This window comes from Bradyrhizobium sp. LTSPM299, assembly GCF_000938235.1.
GTDB lineage: Bacteria > Pseudomonadota > Alphaproteobacteria > Rhizobiales > Xanthobacteraceae > Bradyrhizobium.
The window spans coordinates 368598-384415 of the sequence record NZ_JYMU01000023.1; the positions used below are offsets into that span (position 1 = coordinate 368598).

At 64.4% G+C, this 15818-nt stretch carries 11 protein-coding genes and 1 tRNA gene; 8 read left to right on the plus strand and 4 right to left on the minus strand.

Features of this window, described 5'->3' with window-relative positions; translation table 11 throughout:
• Window positions 1–102: 102 nt before the first annotated feature.
• Window positions 103–1929, minus strand: coding sequence for a glutamine--fructose-6-phosphate transaminase (isomerizing) (gene glmS, locus UP10_RS15930; RefSeq protein WP_044588296.1), 1827 nt, complete (start codon window positions 1927–1929; stop codon window positions 103–105).
• 265 nt (window positions 1930–2194) lie between these two features.
• Here glmS and UP10_RS15935 point away from each other — a divergent pair, with 265 nt between their 5' ends.
• Window positions 2195–3409, plus strand: coding sequence for a GGDEF domain-containing protein (locus UP10_RS15935; RefSeq protein WP_044588233.1), 1215 nt, complete (start codon window positions 2195–2197; stop codon window positions 3407–3409).
• Between the two features lie 106 nt (window positions 3410–3515).
• Here the strand turns inward: UP10_RS15935 and kdgT are convergent, their stop codons facing one another.
• The gene (gene kdgT, locus UP10_RS15940; RefSeq protein WP_082077146.1) at window positions 3516–4517 is read right to left on the minus strand and encodes a 2-keto-3-deoxygluconate transporter; all 1002 of its coding nucleotides are present in this window, start codon (window positions 4515–4517) and stop codon (window positions 3516–3518) included.
• Window positions 4518–4945: 428 nt separating this feature from the next.
• On the minus strand, window positions 4946–6304 hold the full coding sequence (glmU, locus tag UP10_RS15945; protein ID WP_044588234.1) for a bifunctional UDP-N-acetylglucosamine diphosphorylase/glucosamine-1-phosphate N-acetyltransferase GlmU: 1359 nt from the start codon (window positions 6302–6304) through the stop codon (window positions 4946–4948).
• Window positions 6305–6475: 171 nt separating this feature from the next.
• On the opposite strand from glmU, the gene UP10_RS15950 reads away from it, so the two are divergent.
• Together UP10_RS15950 and UP10_RS15955 are read left to right on the plus strand one after the other, a co-directional pair.
• Window positions 6476–7987: a hypothetical protein gene (locus UP10_RS15950; protein WP_044588235.1), complete on the plus strand. Its 1512-nt coding sequence runs from the start codon at window positions 6476–6478 to the stop codon at window positions 7985–7987.
• A 94-nt stretch (window positions 7988–8081) separates the two neighbouring features.
• Entirely contained in the window at window positions 8082–8462 is a 381-nt protein-coding gene (locus tag UP10_RS15955) for a hypothetical protein (RefSeq protein WP_044588236.1), read from the plus strand.
• On the opposite strand, the gene UP10_RS15960 is transcribed toward UP10_RS15955, so the two are convergent.
• The gene (locus UP10_RS15960) at window positions 8422–10047 is read right to left on the minus strand and encodes a glycoside hydrolase family 17 protein (protein ID WP_044588237.1); all 1626 of its coding nucleotides are present in this window, start codon (window positions 10045–10047) and stop codon (window positions 8422–8424) included. The two genes, UP10_RS15955 and UP10_RS15960, sit on opposite strands and share 41 nt — an antisense overlap.
• A gap of 243 nt (window positions 10048–10290) precedes the next feature.
• Between UP10_RS15960 and UP10_RS15965 the strand changes: the two genes are divergently transcribed.
• The 5 genes from UP10_RS15965 to UP10_RS15985 all read left to right on the plus strand — a co-directional run bounded on the left by UP10_RS15965 (window position 10291) and on the right by UP10_RS15985 (window position 15277).
• Window positions 10291–10890 carry a hypothetical protein gene (locus UP10_RS15965; protein ID WP_044588238.1) on the plus strand — a complete coding sequence of 200 codons (600 nt, stop codon included), beginning with the start codon at window positions 10291–10293 and terminating at the stop codon, window positions 10888–10890.
• Window positions 10891–11077: 187 nt separating this feature from the next.
• Complete coding sequence (locus tag UP10_RS15970; RefSeq protein WP_044588239.1) at window positions 11078–13984, plus strand: glycosyltransferase; 2907 nt, start codon at window positions 11078–11080, stop codon at window positions 13982–13984.
• Window positions 13985–14202: 218 nt separating this feature from the next.
• Window positions 14203–14278: transfer RNA gene (locus UP10_RS15975), tRNA-Lys, on the plus strand.
• Between the two features lie 371 nt (window positions 14279–14649).
• Entirely contained in the window at window positions 14650–14853 is a 204-nt protein-coding gene (locus UP10_RS15980) for a hypothetical protein (protein WP_044588240.1), read from the plus strand.
• 229 nt (window positions 14854–15082) lie between these two features.
• Entirely contained in the window at window positions 15083–15277 is a 195-nt protein-coding gene (locus UP10_RS15985; protein ID WP_044588241.1) for a hypothetical protein, read from the plus strand.
• Window positions 15278–15818 lie beyond the last annotated feature (541 nt).

The window sequence follows — 15818 nt, forward strand, 5'->3', positions numbered from 1 at the left end:
TTCCAGGTCGTCGAAGCGGCGTCGAAACGGCCGAAGCCCAATCAACCAGCTAAGCCATCCTAGCAGGTTTTTGAAGGGCCTCGATGACTTCAGCGCTTGCGACTATTCGACCGTGACCGATTTCGCCAGATTCCGCGGCTGATCGACGTCGGTGCCCATGATGACGGCCGTGTGATAGGCCAGCAACTGCACCGGGACGGCATAGACGATCGGCGCAAAGGTCGCCCCCATGTCGGGCATCACGATCGTCACCAGGGACTGGATCGTCGCCTCGGCCGCCCCCTTGGCGTCGGTCATCAGGATGATCTTGCCGCCGCGGGCCGCGACCTCCTGCATGTTGGAGACCGTCTTCTCGAATACCTTGTCGTAGGGCGCGATCACCACGACCGGCATATGCTCGTCGATCAGCGCGATCGGCCCGTGCTTGAGCTCGCCAGCGGCATAGCCCTCGGCATGGATGTAGGAGATTTCCTTCAGCTTCAGCGCGCCTTCCAGCGCCAGCGGATAGCTGGTGCCGCGGCCGAGATAGAGCACGTCGCGCGACTTCGAGATCTCGCGCGCCAGCTTCTCGATCTGCACTTCGGTGGTCAGCGCTTCCGACATCAGCCGCGGAATCTCGACCAGGCTATGCACCAGCTTGGCCTCGTCGGCATCGGACAGCTCGCCCCGCGCCTTGCCGGCGGCGACCGCGAGCGCGGCCAGCACCATCAGCTGGCAGGTAAAGGCCTTGGTCGAGGCGACGCCGATTTCTGGGCCGGCCAGCGTCTGCAGCACGGTCTCGCTTTCGCGCGCGATCGTCGACGCCGGGACGTTGACGACCGACAGCGTGTGCGTGCCTTGCGATTTGGCGTAGCGCAGCGCCGCCAGCGTGTCGGCGGTTTCGCCGGACTGCGAAATGAAGATCGCGAGATCGCCCTTGCGCAGTGGCGCCTCGCGGTAGCGGAATTCGGAGGCGACATCGAGTTCGACCGGCACGCGGCCTAACTTTTCCAGCCAGTATTTTGCGATAAAGCCGGCATAGCTCGCGGTGCCACAGGCCGTGATCGAGATGCGCTGGATGTCCTTGAAGTCGAACGGCAGCTTGACCGGCATCGCGACACGCTCGGTCGCCATGTCGACGTAGCGGGCGAGCGTGTGCCCGACCACTTCCGGCTGCTCGTGGATCTCCTTCGCCATGAAATGGCGATAGTTGGCCTTGTCGACCAGCGCGGTTGCCGTGGTGTGCTTCATCGCCTCGCGGTGGACGATCGCATTGTCCTTGTCGTAGATGGTCGCGCCTTTGCGGTTCAAGACCACCCAGTCGCCGTCCTCGAGATAGCTGATCGTGTCGGTGAAGGGCCCAAGCGCGATCGCGTCCGAGCCCAGATACATCTCGCCATCGCCATGGCCGATCGCGAGCGGCGGGCCGTTGCGGGCACCGATCATCAGATCGTCCTCGCCGGCAAAGATGAAGCCGAGCGCGAATGCGCCGCGCAGCCGCGTCAGTGTCGCCCTCACCGCCTCGATCGGCGCAACGCCGCCCTTGAGCAGATCATCGACCAGATGCAGCACGATCTCGGTGTCGGTCTGGGTCGAGAACACCGTGCCCTTGGCCTCGAGCTCCTCGCGCAGCTCGCGGAAATTCTCGATGATGCCGTTATGCACCACGGCGACGCGCTCGGTCGAATGCGGATGCGCGTTGTTCTCGGTCGGCTTGCCGTGGGTTGCCCAGCGGGTGTGGCCGATGCCGGTATGGCCGCCAAGCGGTTTGGCTTCGAGCCGGGCCTCCAGGTTCTTCAGCTTGCCCTCGGCACGGCGGCGCGCGAGCACCCCGCCCTCCAGCGTGGCGACACCGGCGGAATCATAACCGCGGTATTCCAGCCGCTTGAGTGAATCCACCAATTGCTCCGCGACCGGAGCGCGTCCAAGAATGCCGACGATGCCGCACATGCGGTTCAATATCCCCAAATCGCCGAAAATTTGCCAAAGCAGCGACACGGTCCCTTAACGGGAATCGCCGTGCGCAAGATACTCAATAATTATTGCGGATTGCGACAGTCTTAAGCGGAAAGGTTGACGCGTAAGACTGGTTAATCCCCCCGTCTCCATTTTTACGAACTGTTAGCAAATCGACTTCTGCATCGCGCAGCTCTCCCTGCCATCAAGATGAAGTTAACCCGTTTCGGAGAGGCTGCCCGCCGCGGGAGGTACCCCGATGCACGAAATGCAAGATTCCGAGGCGCGTCGCCTCGACGTCCTGGCCAGGCTCGATATCCTCGACACACCGCGCGAACTCGCGTTCGATCGGCTGACGGCACTGTGCCGGAAGATTTTTCGCGTACCGATGTCGACGCTCACCTTGATCGACGGTCACCGGCAATGGTTCAAGGCCTCCGAGGGCATGGAGGATCGCGAGACCGCGCGCGGACCCGCGCTCTGCAACTATGCGATCGGGCAAGGCGACACGCTGGTGATCCCGGATACGCACAGAGATCGACGGTTCGCGGACAATGTCTTCGTTCGCGGCAAGCCGTTCATCCGCTTCTATGCGGGCGCGCAGCTGCGGATATCCGGTGCGACCATCGGGACCCTGTGCGCGATGGATACGCGGCCGCGCGAATTCGACGGCGAACAGATCGGCATGCTGACCGATCTCGCCGCCATCGCCGTCGACGAGCTGTTGCTGCGCAATCTCAGCATGCAGGACAGCCTCACCGGCGTGTCGTCGCGGCGGGCCTTCCGCAGCGAAGGCGAGCGCCTGGCCGCGCTGGCGATGCGGCATGCGAGCCCGCTGGCCTGCGCGGTGCTCGACATCGATCATTTCAAGTCGATCAACGATCGCTACGGCCACGCGGTCGGGGACATGGTGCTGGCGGCTGTCGCGGATGTCGTGCACGATTCGCTGCGGGCCTCTGACGTCATCGGCCGGATCGGCGGCGAGGAGTTCGGCCTCCTGTTGCCGCGCACCCACCTGGTGCAGGCAATGAGTGTGCTCGAGAAAGTGCGCGCCGCCGTTGCGGCGACGCGGATCGAGACGCCGGCCGGCACGATCAGCGTCACCTGCAGCCTTGGCGGATCGGAGTTCGGCCTCGGCCAATGCTTCGACGACATGCTGCGCAATGCCGACCTTGCGATGTATGGAGCCAAGCAGTCCGGACGCAACCAGGCGCTGGCCTGGATCCACCAGACGCCGGCGCTTACTCTGATCGCACGGCGTGTGTTCAAGGCCGGCAAGATCAGCTTCAACGCCGGTCATTCGACCATCGACTGCACCGTGCACGGACTGTCCCGCGAGGCCGCGACGATCGAGGTGACCACGACCGCCCACATTCCCGAGCAGTTCAAACTCGCGATCGCAGCCGAGGCGCTGACGCGCGCCTGCCGGATCATCGCGAAAGCCGACAATCGGATCGATGTCGCCTTCACCTGACCGGCCGCGCGCAGCAAGCGCAGCCCGGATGAGCGAAGCGACGTCCGGGTGCTAATCCCGCATATCGCGTTGCTCATGCGGGCGAGCTCAACCGTTATCGCCTGCTTCAGATCGGCTCGACGCCCTCGCGATAGCTGTCGACCGTGGCATCGTCCGTCGGCACATGCCCCATCCGCTTCGCCCAGAAGCCCGTCAGGATCGGAACGAGGATTGCGGTCACGAGGCAGGATGTGGCGACCAGCGCGGTCGCGGCCGGTGCCACGGCTTTGAAGCTTGGAATCATGTTGGCGATCAGAACCGGATTTGCGATGGCGGCGCCTGCCGTGCTGGATGCGGCGAGGCCCGCCGTGCCGTTGCCGCCTGCGACGAACCGATCGGCGAGCATCAGCGGAATGCCCGTCACGACGATCACGATCAATCCAAGCAGGATGCCGCCGAGGCCGGTCTGCGCGATCACGTTCAGATCGATGCCGTTGCCCAGCGCAAAGCCGAAGAACGGAATCAGCGGATGAACGCATCGGCCGAAGAATTTGCGCAGATCGCTGTCGAGATTGCCGAGCGCGAACCCGATCAGGAACGGCAGCACGGCACCGACAAACAGCCGCGGCTCGAACACCGCAACGCCTGACGCACCCAGCACGAGCATGCTCACTAGCGGGCCAGACTCGATCGACATCAGGACGAAGGCTCCGGCCTCCTCCCTGGTGCCATATTGCTGCATCATCGCCGCGTAGAGACCGCCATTGGTCATGTCCATCGCCGTTGTGATGGCCAGCACCGACAGACCCGCGAAGATGCCGGTCGCGATCCCTGCCTCAGGCAGGAAACGCGCCGCGATCATGGTCGCGATCCACGCCACGATGATCTTGGTAACAAGCAGCGTTCCAGATTTCCGCAGCACCGTGCCGGTCGCCCGCAGATCGATGGTGGCGCCCATGCAGAAGAACCAGACCGCCAGAATCGGGACCGTGCCGGTGATCAACCCGTTGGTGAACGCCCCAAGATAAGCCCCCGCACCCGGGGAAAATGTCTTGCAGGCTGCGCCGAGCAGCAGGGGGATCAGCATGATCCCGCCAGGAACCTTCTCCAGGAATTTTAGAATTTTCACGCTGCCTCCCAGCCACCGAGTTTACGATTCGATTTTCTTATCCACGGCAATAGCCCGCTCCGCCATGCGTCACAACCGGCAGGCGATCATGGCTCAATTCTCCGCGTGGTGTGTCTTGGTAGTTTGTCTTGGGCGGGAGGCCGCCCTTGGCACTGAGTTGCCCGACGGCGCAAGGCCACAAGCAAGACTCGGATAATTCATGTCGCGAGAATGCGAAGCTGCGTCTCTATCCACAGATGTCATCGCCCGGCCCGTGCGCAATTGCGCACATGGACCGGGCGACCCAGTACGCCGCGGCCTATCGGCTCAATAACGACCCTCTCTGGAATACTGGATCGCCCGGACAAGCCGGGCGACGACACCGAGGTTTGGGCGCGAGTGGTTCGCAATTGTGCGATGACATGGAAATGCCGGTGACCGCGACGCCCTCACTTCCCCTTCTTCTCTTTGGCCTTCATCTTGATCTCGCGGTAGCGCTTGGCGCCGCCTTCGCGGATGGTCTGCTGGTTGCGCTCGACGGCCAACGCGTCGTCGGGCACGTCCTTGGTGATGACGGAGCCGGAGCCGATATAGGCGCCGTTGCCGATCTTGATCGGGGCCACCAGCGAGGAGTTGGTGCCGATGAAGGCGCCCTCGCCAATCAGCGTCTTGTGCTTGGAAAAACCGTCATAATTGCAGGTGATGGTGCCGGCGCCGAGATTGGAATTGGCGCCGATATGGGCATCGCCGACATAGGACAGATGGTTGACCTTGACGCCGGCCTCGAGCACCGCGGCCTTGGTCTCGACGAAATTGCCGATCCGCGCGCCGTCGCCGAGCGAGGTGCCGGGCCGGATCCGCGCATAGGGTCCGACGGAGACCTTCTTGCCGATCTTGGCCTCGACGATGTGCGAGAAGGCATGGATCACCGCACCGTCGGCGATCGACACGCCGGGACCGATCACCACGAACGGCTCGATGGTGACGTCCCTGCCGAATGTGGTGTCGGCGGCGAGATAGACGGTGTCGGGCGCGATCAAGGTGACGCCGGCGTCGAGCGCGGCCTTGCGCAGCCGCGCCTGCATCACGGCCTCGGCCTCGGCAAGCTGCGCCTTGGTGTTGATGCCACGCACTTCGTCTTCGCTGGTTTCAATCACGACGGCCTCCAATCCCAGATCCCTGACGACGCTGACGGCGTCGGTCAGATAATATTCGCCCTTGGCGTTGTTGTTGCCGATCTTCTCGATGATCGCGAGCGCGCATCCGCCGTCGAACGCCATCACGCCGGCGTTGCACAGCGTGATCTTGCGCTCGTCGGTGCTGGCGTCGGCGTGCTCGCGGATCGCAACCAATTTGCCGTTCTCGACGACGAGCCTGCCGTAGCCGGTCGGATCGGCCGCCTGGAAGCCCAGCACCGCGAGTGCCGCGCCCTGCCGCAGCGGCGCACGCATCCGCGCAAAGGTCTCGGCGGTGATCAGCGGCGTGTCGCCGAATACGACCAGCAGGTCGTCGGCGCCGCGCGCCAGCGCCTCGCGCGCCGCCAGCACCGCATGCGCGGTACCGAGCCGCTCGTGTTGGACGAAGACCTGCGCGTCGGGCCGTATGCGCCGCGCCTCGGCGGCGACGGCTTCATGGTCCGGGCCGATCACGACCGCGAGCGACGATCCATCGGCGGCGGCGGCGGCATTGAGCACATGCGCCAGCAGCGACTGCGAGGCCACGGGGTGCAGCACCTTCGGCAGCGACGAGCGCATCCGCGTGCCCTCGCCCGCTGCAAGCACCACCGTCAGGCTCGATCGCGCAGTCATCCTCTATCCTCAACCTCTCGCGCAGCGCTCTGCGCCGGGCCGTCTTTAATTGTTTTCCCGGGGAGAAGAAACCGATTCGCCTCCGTGCGCACCCGGATTCAAGTTCCCGGTCGATTTCCTGTTAATCTTTGCCCTGTGATTCGGCGGGCCTTGAGGAGGGCCAAGCGCGCTTTGGCCAAAGATCCCGACAACCTTGCGGCGGATTTCGACACGGACAGCTCGACCGGCCTGCTCGCCGAGGAGCACGAGTCCGGTCGCAGCATGCTGTGGCGGCTCGGATCGTGGGGCCTCGCCGCGGTCGGTGCTGTGATCGTCGCCGTGATGGCCAACCAGTCGTCACTGACAATCAAGCGCGACCAGGTCGCGGCCATCGACGTCGCCCGCCAGGCGCAGCAGCTTCAAACGCTGGCGAAGGAGAGCCACAACGAGACGCGGCGACTCGCTTCGGCGATCGATACGCTCAACAGCGACCGCGACCGGCTCTATTCGCGCGTCAGTACGCTGGAGCAAGGGCTGGATTCCGTCACCGGCGCGATCGCCAAACAGCCGCCCCTCGTCCCGCCGATGTCGGCACCGGCAGCTGCTGCGCTGGTCGCTCCGACAGCCCCACCGGCACCGGCGCAGCCGTCGGCAGCAGCCCCGGCCGTCGCACCGGTTGCCACCGCACAGCCCGCCCCGTCCGACAAGCCTACGCCATCAGACAAACCGGCGACATCGGACAAGGCGGCTGCACCGGCCGAGAAGCCCGCCGCCGTGACGGAGAAGCCCGTCGCGGCAGCGGACAAGAAATCAATCCCCGTCATCAAGCCGCAGCCGGCTTCAGACGCCAAACCGCAGGCGACCTCCGACACCAAGCCCCTGGTTGCCGACAAGCCGCAGGCTGCGTCAGACAAGCCGGCGACGGCAGTGCCAGGCAATTCCCAGTCCTCGTCCCAGTCCTCGTCCCAGTCCTCGTCCCAGTCCGCGTCACAAGCCGCGGCTGCGCCCGCCCCGGCCGTTGCGGCGAGCCCCGCTGCCGCCGCGGCGCCGGCCGGCGCGAACGCCGGCAAACCTTCAGCGCCGCCGTCCCCGGCGACGCTGACGGCCGATAATTCCATGATCGGGCCGCCGGCGCCGGCCGCCGGCAAGCCGCTCGAACCGATCAAGCCGCCAACGGCCAACGATGTGAAGACCACACCGATGCCCGAGCTGGCGACCGCGGCTCCCGATGACGACGCTGAGGCGGACGACGCCGGGGCACCGAAGGCGCAGATCCAGCGCACTGAGTTCGGCGTCGACCTCGGCACCGCGAATTCGGTCAACGGGCTGCGCGCGCTGTGGCGCGGCCTGTTGAAAGCCAAGGCCAACGCGCCGCTCGCCGCGCTGCGCCCGATCATCGTGGTCAAGGAGAACACCAACGGCCTCGGCATGCAGCTTCGCCTGGTGGCCGGACCGCTCAACGATGCCGGCACTGCCGCAAAAATCTGCGCCGGGCTCAGTCTGACCCAGCGGACCTGCGAGACGGCGATCTATGACGGCCAACGCCTCACCATGAAGCCCGCCGACGCGCCGGCGGCGGGCAAGCCGGTTCAGCCGCAGCGGCGGTTTGCGCCCAAGCGCGCTGCTGCGCCACCGCCGGTTGCCGAGGAGAAGAAGCCGGAGCCCACAACGTTCTCCTCGATGTTCCGGCGCAACGGCCAATGATGATCTGCGGCAATATGTTGCGGTCAAAATCTCAACCGATTTCACCGGTCCGGGCGACCTTGTCCCGCATCCCGTTCCCGACCATAATGGCGCGATGACAAAACCTCCGTTCCGCCTCTCGCCCTACCAGGTCCAGTTCCTGCTGGTCATCGGCTTCATCACCGTCGGCTACGCGCTTTATGTGCGCTATTTGGCGATCGAGCTCTCGACGGTGGCGCTGGCCTGCGACGGCGGGCTGCAGACGCTGCTCTGCCAGGCGCGCGTGCTGTCGACGGTGCTGTTCAAGAACTCGGTATTCGGGATCACGGCGCTGGTCATCGCGGCGCTGCACGTGATGCGGCCCTCGATCGTGCTGCTGACTGGCGGGCTGATCGCGGCCGGGCTCGGCATCGTGCTCTACAATGTCGCGCTGTCGGGGATCGCGATCGGCCTGCTTATCCTGGGTTTTGCGCGGCCCGCGCCCGCCACAGCGTAGCTGCGAGCAACAGATACATCGCGCAGGTCCAGTCCGATTGCCAGTTGATCGTGCCCTCGTTGAACAGCATGTAGGCCGTCGCGACCACAAAAAGGCCGGCGAACACGGACTCGGCGATCGGGCGGACGCCCTCCTTCGGGCGGTTGAGCATGGTCAGCAGCGCGAACGGCACCACCGCCATGGTAAGCGAGGCAAACGGGAAATCGCGGTAGCGCGGATCGAAGGTGAAGCCGAGCGCGGTCTCGGCGGCGATCACGGTGGTTGCAACAAGCACGATCGCCAGCAGCGCGCCGAGCACGCCCTTGCCGCGATAGTCGCGCGGCCCGACCAGTTCCAGGAAGGTCGGCAGCGCCCGCCCGGCGATCAGCGCAGGCGCCGACAGCAGGGGCGCGGCGATGCCAACTGCCAGCAGCGCGCCCCACAGCAGCCAGCCGCCGGCGCCGTAGCTCTCATAGGACATCTTGTCGATGGCAATCCCGAGCAGCGCGCCGGCCACCGTCGCGGAGATGCCGACTGCGATCCAGGCCGAGGGCCGCGGCGTCCAGGGCCGGCGCCGCCAGGTCAGCCACGCCACAAGGAAGGTCAAGGCGCTGAGCGCCATGCCGACGCCCATCTGCAGCTTCCAGGCGGGATAGTTGCTGATGGCGATGCCCGGCGGATACTTCACCTGCCGTTGCACGGAATCGAACAGGCCCCAAAAGCCGCCGACGGTGCCCTCGAGCCTGCGCTTCCAAGGCTGGTCGTAGGCCTCGATCAGGTTGACGCGAAACCCCTCGCGCTTGGCCAGATCAAGGATCTCCGAGACCACCCGCGCCTGGTTGGTGCGCGACGGCAGCGCGCCTTCCCGCATCCGTCCCGCGCTCGGCCAGCCGGTCTCGCCGATCAGGATTTCCTTGGCCGGAAACGACACCGCCATCCGCTTGCGGATCTCGTCGACATGGGCGGCGGCGAACTTGGCCTTGACCGGCGTGTCCTCCCAATACGGCAGGATGTGAATGGTGACGAAATCGACCGCGTCATAGATCTCGCGGTTCTTCAGCCAATATTCCCAGACATCGGCATAGGTCACGGGGACATTGGCCTGCGCCTTCACCGCGCGAATATTGGCGGCGAGGTCGGCGGCCGTCATCTCGCCGCGCAACAGCACCTCATTGCCGACGATCAGCGAGGTGATCACGCCGGGATATTCCTTGGCGAGCCGCACCGCGATCGCGATCTGCTGCAGATTCTTGAAGCGGTTGCTGCCGAGCCAGATGCCCTGCATCACCTTCAGGCCAACCTTGGCGGCGACGCCGGGCACCAGGTCGAGGCCGTTCTCGATCGAATAGGTGCGGACACAATCGGTGACCTTGGCGAGGTCGGTCAGGTCCTGCTCGATCTGCTCGACCGGAATTTGTGTGCTGGGGTCAAGAGGCGTCTGGGCGCCGCGGAACGGCGTGTAGGACACGCATTGCAGCTTGGCGTTGGGATCGATCGGCGCGCGCGCAAGCGTGATCGGCGTGGCAAGCCACCACCACACGGCTGCAATCGCGGAGAGCGAGATCAGGAGAAGCGCCAGTGGCGTACGAAGCGAAATCGGTTCCATCCTCCGGGGGAACGTCGAATTAGCCGGTCGCAGCCCGTCTGCCAAGAGCGGGAATCGGTCAATACCATGGTTGTCCTGCGACAGATTTGCGCTGCGGCTATAAAGTTGTGAGTTTGCTGGACAAAATACCAAATTCCAGTCATGGGATTTTGCCAGAGTCTCCGCCGCACTGGAGACTGATTTGGACGGCATCACGCGAGCCGTTAGGATGATCCCGCGGGGCTGGAACATATCGGGGACTACATGCGTCGACGGCTGCTTGAGTTGAAGAACACGGGTTTGCGCCACCTCGCCGTCACCGGCCTCGTGCTGCTGATCGGGGCCGGCGGCGCGTTTGCCCAGAGCGGCACCCCCAATCCGCAAGACCAGGCCAAACCGCCGGCCGGCAACGCGGCCGACGCCAATGCAAATGCCGCGAAGGAAGCCAACCAGCGCAAGACCGACGAACTTGGCGAGGCGCAGCAGGCCATCAACGGCCCGGCCGGCAATCCGGAATGCGTCTGGCTCGGCCGCCGTGTGGTTCGGCTGATGTGGAACGACGACCTCGATACCGCCTTCCGCCATCTCGACCTCTACGACCGGTTCGGCTGCCCGGGCGGCCATGTCCAGGCGGCGTTCCGCTGCCTGACCCGGTTCGGAGCCCAGATCGACGACAAGGTGCCGCGCAGCCTCGATACCCGCATCCACGCCTGCTGGATCAATCCCGGCGCGCAGCCGCAGGCCGCGGCCGCCGCCGCGCCCACTCCGGCGCCGTCGACGGCCGGCAACGCCGCACCTGTACCGGCTGCGTCGCCCTCGCCGGCTCCGTCTGCTTCGCCGTCACCTGCGGCGCCGGCGAAATAGCAATCGTGCAGTTCCGCCTGTCGTGATTTTTTGCGGCTGGAACAGCCCGCGCCCTTAAAACGCCATCGCCGCATACCAGTTGTTAAATCGCGCGGTGGAGATATCCTTAAGCCCACCGCCGTTTGGTCGAACCCAGGGGACGGGTTCGCTTCGTCCTCAATCTCAGGCCCCGTATGGTTTAGTCGCGATGCGCGCCGTCGTCGCCGTCCTGTTGCTTGTCACCGCCGCCCACGCTGCGCTTTGGGGTCTGTTCCAGGAGAAACAGGCGGCGCCCGACTTCCGCGGCACACTGCCGAGCCTGTCCTATACGCCGTTCGAGCCGAAGCACACCGTCGTCGACGGCGATGCCGACAAGGTGCGCGCCGATCTGAAGAAGCTCTCCACGGTCACGCGGGCGGTCCGTGGATACTCGTCGACCGAAGGAAACGAACTGGTACCGCGCATCGCCGCCGAGTTCGGCATGAAGGTGATGATTGGCGTTTGGATCGATAAGGATGCGGACCGCAATGGTCGCGAAATTGCAGCCGCTGTCGATCTTGCCAAGAGCAACGGCAATGTCACGGGCATCGTGATCGGCAACGAAACCATCTTTCGGGGCGAGCAGATTCCGATCGAGAACCTCGGGCCGATACCGCCGATACTGAAGACCAATGCCACCGCTGAAGAGAAGGAGCGATTTCTTGAAGAGAAGGACCGCTTTCTCAATGAATCCGCGCGCTTCCTTCGCGAGGAAGCCCCGCGCATCGAACAAGAGGAAGAGGGACGGCTTCAAGATGCCAAGGCGCAGCCCGAGGACAAGCGCGATGAAGCGATAAAATGGGCGGTAGACGAAAACAACGTTCAGCGGCTGATCAAGGTGATCCAGCGCGCCAAGAAGTCTGTCAGCGTCTCCCTCACTCCCGTCACCACGGGCGAAATCTGGAACATCTGGCGTGACCATCCGCAGCTCGCCAATTCGGCCGATTTCATCGCCGCGCATGTGCTGCCCTACTGGGAAAACTTCACCGATGGCCAGGCGGTGGATCAGGCCGTCGACCGCTTCAATCTCCTGCGCGACAGCTTCCCCGGCAAGCGCATCCTGATCGCGGAATTCGGCTGGCCGAGCCAGGGCTACAATCTGCGCAACGCCGAGCCCGGCCCGTTCCAGCAAGCCTCGGTTCTCCGGAATTTCGTCACCCGCGCCGAAGCCATCGGCATGGACTACAACATCGTCGAGGCAATCGATCAGCCCTGGAAGTTCTTCGAAGGCGGCGTTGGTCCCTACTGGGGCGTCTTCACCGCCGACCGCGAGGCAAAATTCTCCTGGACCGGCCCGATCGTGAATCCGGACTACTGGAAGATCGCCACCGTCGCCGTCCTGGTCGGTCTGTTCATGTCGCTGCCGATCCTGCGGCTGGCGTCCCCGACGGTGATGCAGGCGCTGCTGCTCTCGGCCACCGCCAACGGCGTCGGCGCCTGGGTGGCGACGGTGTTCGACTATTGGACCGTGCACTATTTCGTCTGGGGCTCGGCCTTCGCGCTTAGCCTCGGCCTGACGCTCCTTGTTCCCCTCGTACTTATCGCGATGGCGCGGATCGAGGAGATCGCGGCGGTGGCCTTCGGCCGCGGCCCGCGCCGGTTGATCAGCGAAAGCGCGACGCTGGCGCCGGCCACCATGGGCGAGAATGTCTCGTTCCCGAAGGTCTCGATCCACATCCCCGCCTATTTCGAGCCGGTCGAGATGCTGAAGCAGACGCTCGACGCGGTGGCGCGGCTCGACTACCCGAATTTCGAATGCGTCTGCATCATCAACAACACGCCCGATCCGGAATTCTGGCGGCCGATCCAGGATCACTGCCGGACGCTCGGCGAGCGCTTCAAGTTCATCAACGCCGAGAAGGTGCAGGGCTTCAAGGCCGGCGCACTGCGCATCGCGATGGAGCGCACGGCCGTTGATGCCGAGATCATCGGCATCATCGATGCCGACTATGTCGTGCATCCGGATTGGCTGAAGGACCTCGTGCCTGTGTTCGCCGATCCGCGCGTTGGCCTGGTGCAGGCGCCGCAGGAGCACCGCGACGGCGATCGCTCGCTGATGCACTACATCATGAACGGCGAATATGCCGGGTTCTTCGATATCGGCATGGTCCAGCGCAACGAGGCCAATGCGATCATCGTGCACGGCACGATGTGCCTCATCCGCCGCTCGGCGATGGACAAGGCGGGCGGCTGGTCCAGCGACACGATCTGCGAGGACACCGATCTCGGCCTGACGATCCAGCAGCAGGGCTGGCTCACGCACTACACCAATGTGCGCTACGGCGAAGGCCTACTGCCCGACACCTATGAGGCCTTCAAGAAGCAGCGTCATCGCTGGGCCTATGGCGGCTTCCAGATCGTCAAGAAGCACTGGCGGCGCTTCCTGCCCGGCGCCAGCCGGCTGACGCCCGATCAGCGCCGCGAGTTCTCGCTGGGCTGGCTTAACTGGCTCGGGGCCGAAAGCCTCGGCGTGGTGGTCGCGATCCTCAATCTGATCTGGGTGCCGATCGTCGCCTTTGCCGACATCGCGATCCCCGACAAGATCCTGACCTTGCCGATCATCGCCTCCTTCATCGTCTCGCTGCTGCACTTCGTCGCGCTGTACCGGCTGCGGGTGAACATCAAGGCGGGCCAGATGCTGGGCGCCATGATCGCCGCGATGAGCGTGCAATGGACGGTGTCGCGTGCGGTGGCGCAGGGCCTGATCACCGAGCATCTCGCGTTCGCCCGCACCTCCAAGGGCGGCCTGTCGCGGATGTCGATCGAATTCCAGGCGTTCTGGGAAGCCGTGATCGGCGCGCTGCTGTTGCTTGGAGCCGCCGTGCTGATTACCGTGAACGGCTCCAAGCAGGTGCGCGAGATCTACATTTTCGCGGGCGTGCTGGTGCTGGAGAGCCTGCCGTTCCTCTCGGCGGTTGCGATCGCAATCCTGGAGAATTCGCGCATCAACGAGTTCGCCTTCTGGCGCAACAGCGCGATCCGCACCGCGGAATTGATCGGCCTGCGCCCGGTCAGCCTGCCCTCGGTCGCCGCACCCGCCCAGCCCGTCGCCTCCGAAATGCGCCGGGACGGCTGAGCCGGACCGTCGGAGCGCAGTGGACGACCAGTCGGGCCGACTTCAAGAAGTCGCCCTAACCGCCGGTGGTGCAAAGGCAATTCCCCAATGCGCCGGCACATGATTGCGCCACCTTCCGCTATTGACCCGATGCGCCCTGCCCCCTACACAGCCCGGGCTGGAGCATGATCCGGAGACGCGGGTAACCGCTGGCGTCAGGACCGGTTGCTCAGGTGAGTGAGCGCGTAGCTCAGGCGGTAGAGCACGTGACTTTTAATCATGGGGTCGTGGGTTCGAGTCCCACCGCGCTCACCAAGCAAATTCAACGGCTTAGACAGAATATTGAAGAACCGACGAAATACCTGTGTGGGCACTGTGTTGGCAAAACGACTGCTCTGCTCGATGGCCGCGGCTGCTGTGCGGTATCTCTCAGCCATGACGAGCAGCGTGCGCCTCGTTTCCGGCAGCACAGCACGCTCCGCAACCTCACGGCAGACCCGCTCCAGGCGGCGATAGTCGTCCATCTCTTCTCGCAGGGCTGTTCGCATGGCGCGCATCAGACTCCGGCCGGGATTCGCGGGTCAAGCGGCTCCTTGTGTTCACTTTGGAACTGATGGCTGGGCGACCGTATATTAGCGTCGGAAGTGCAAACCCTGCGGTTAGGACCCGTAAGCACGAGGTGTGTCATGCAGCGTCGCCGACGATCCGCCCCCCACACATTTGAAGATCGGATTGCAGCCGAGAAATCCCGCCTAGAAGCGGAGATCGCCAATCTCCCGCCAGGTCCACAAAAGGACGTGCTGCTCAAAAAGCTCCGGCAGGTCGAGACCGCCTTGCACATGAACGAATGGCTGACCTCCCCGGGGCTTCAACCACCCAAGATCGCATAGGCACGGCTGCCGCTAGAATGCCCCTCCATGACTCTGGCGAGGCCGGTGGTGCGTTTAGCCAGCCGGCCGTCGCGGGGGGACCCGCCTGGGAAATTACCGCCTCCCCGTCGAGCTTGGATTCCCCCGGGAAAGAACGGTGTTCCGGGCGACATAGAGCCATTCCAAAAGCGGGACGATCTTCCGTACCTTCCCGGTGCAGCCGTAGCGAGCGATTTGATATCGCTCGCGCATGCCCGAGATCTTCACCCATAAAGGCGTCACGTTCAGCGTGACCCGCAAATACGATGATCAGTTCGAGATTATCATCCTGTTGGATGATCAATCGATACGAAGCACCGTGCGCACGAGGTTGCTCGAATTGGCAAGGCGCCGCGCCGAGATGCTGATCAACCGCAAGCTGAAAGAGAGAATTCGGCGCGTGTAAGCCTGCCTCGGTCGACTCCTCCGCAGGCCCGCTCGGATGCCCCGCCGTGACTTTCGCCGGGCCGCTGGTGAGTTGGCCCGATCGAGCGGTGGATAACTCGGGCGCCTGCGATTGCTGCCCTAACCGCCCCGCATCTCGTGCTCATCCTGATACCGGGACGGGGCCGCGTGGGGGCAACTGCGGTCTCGTGTCAGAGAGGAGCCGCCTAGCCCCAGCCCCGTGGGCGGCTCCTCTTCTCTTCCAGGAATCGGAAAGGCCGCCGGTTTGATCCGCGCGGCCTCTCGTCCGGGAAATGAAATGATTTCGAGATGAAAGCCCCTTACCCCCGGAAGGCTCATTGAGCATGTGCGAATGCTCGCGCTTTTGAAAGAATGAAGTTGTGTTCCAAGATCGATTGGCAACCGCGCGTTGCATGCAAGGCACTGCTGTGAAGCACCCCCGTGCACCGGCGCGATCACTGGACACCGCGGTCACCCCAAAAGGTACGGCCCCAGTCTTTGGGGACCGAGGCCGCGCGCTTGGAGTGTCGGGGTTGGGGGCA

What these genes read in the sequence shown, in the direction of transcription:
- UP10_RS15985 (WP_044588241.1), top strand. Translation starts at nt 15,083, where the DNA reads ATGCCCGAGATCTTCACCCATAAAGGCGTCACGTTCAGCGTGACCCGC.
- UP10_RS15970 (WP_044588239.1), top strand. Translation starts at nt 11,078, where the DNA reads ATGCGCGCCGTCGTCGCCGTCCTGTTGCTTGTCACCGCCGCCCACGCT.
- UP10_RS15935 (WP_044588233.1), top strand. Translation starts at nt 2,195, where the DNA reads ATGCACGAAATGCAAGATTCCGAGGCGCGTCGCCTCGACGTCCTGGCC.
- UP10_RS15955 (WP_044588236.1), top strand. Translation starts at nt 8,082, where the DNA reads ATGACAAAACCTCCGTTCCGCCTCTCGCCCTACCAGGTCCAGTTCCTG.
- UP10_RS15960 (WP_044588237.1), bottom strand. Translation starts at nt 10,047, where the DNA reads ATGGAACCGATTTCGCTTCGTACGCCACTGGCGCTTCTCCTGATCTCG.
- glmU (WP_044588234.1), bottom strand. Translation starts at nt 6,304, where the DNA reads ATGACTGCGCGATCGAGCCTGACGGTGGTGCTTGCAGCGGGCGAGGGC.
- glmS (WP_044588296.1), bottom strand. Translation starts at nt 1,929, where the DNA reads ATGTGCGGCATCGTCGGCATTCTTGGACGCGCTCCGGTCGCGGAGCAA.
- UP10_RS15980 (WP_044588240.1), top strand. Translation starts at nt 14,650, where the DNA reads ATGCAGCGTCGCCGACGATCCGCCCCCCACACATTTGAAGATCGGATT.
- UP10_RS15965 (WP_044588238.1), top strand. Translation starts at nt 10,291, where the DNA reads ATGCGTCGACGGCTGCTTGAGTTGAAGAACACGGGTTTGCGCCACCTC.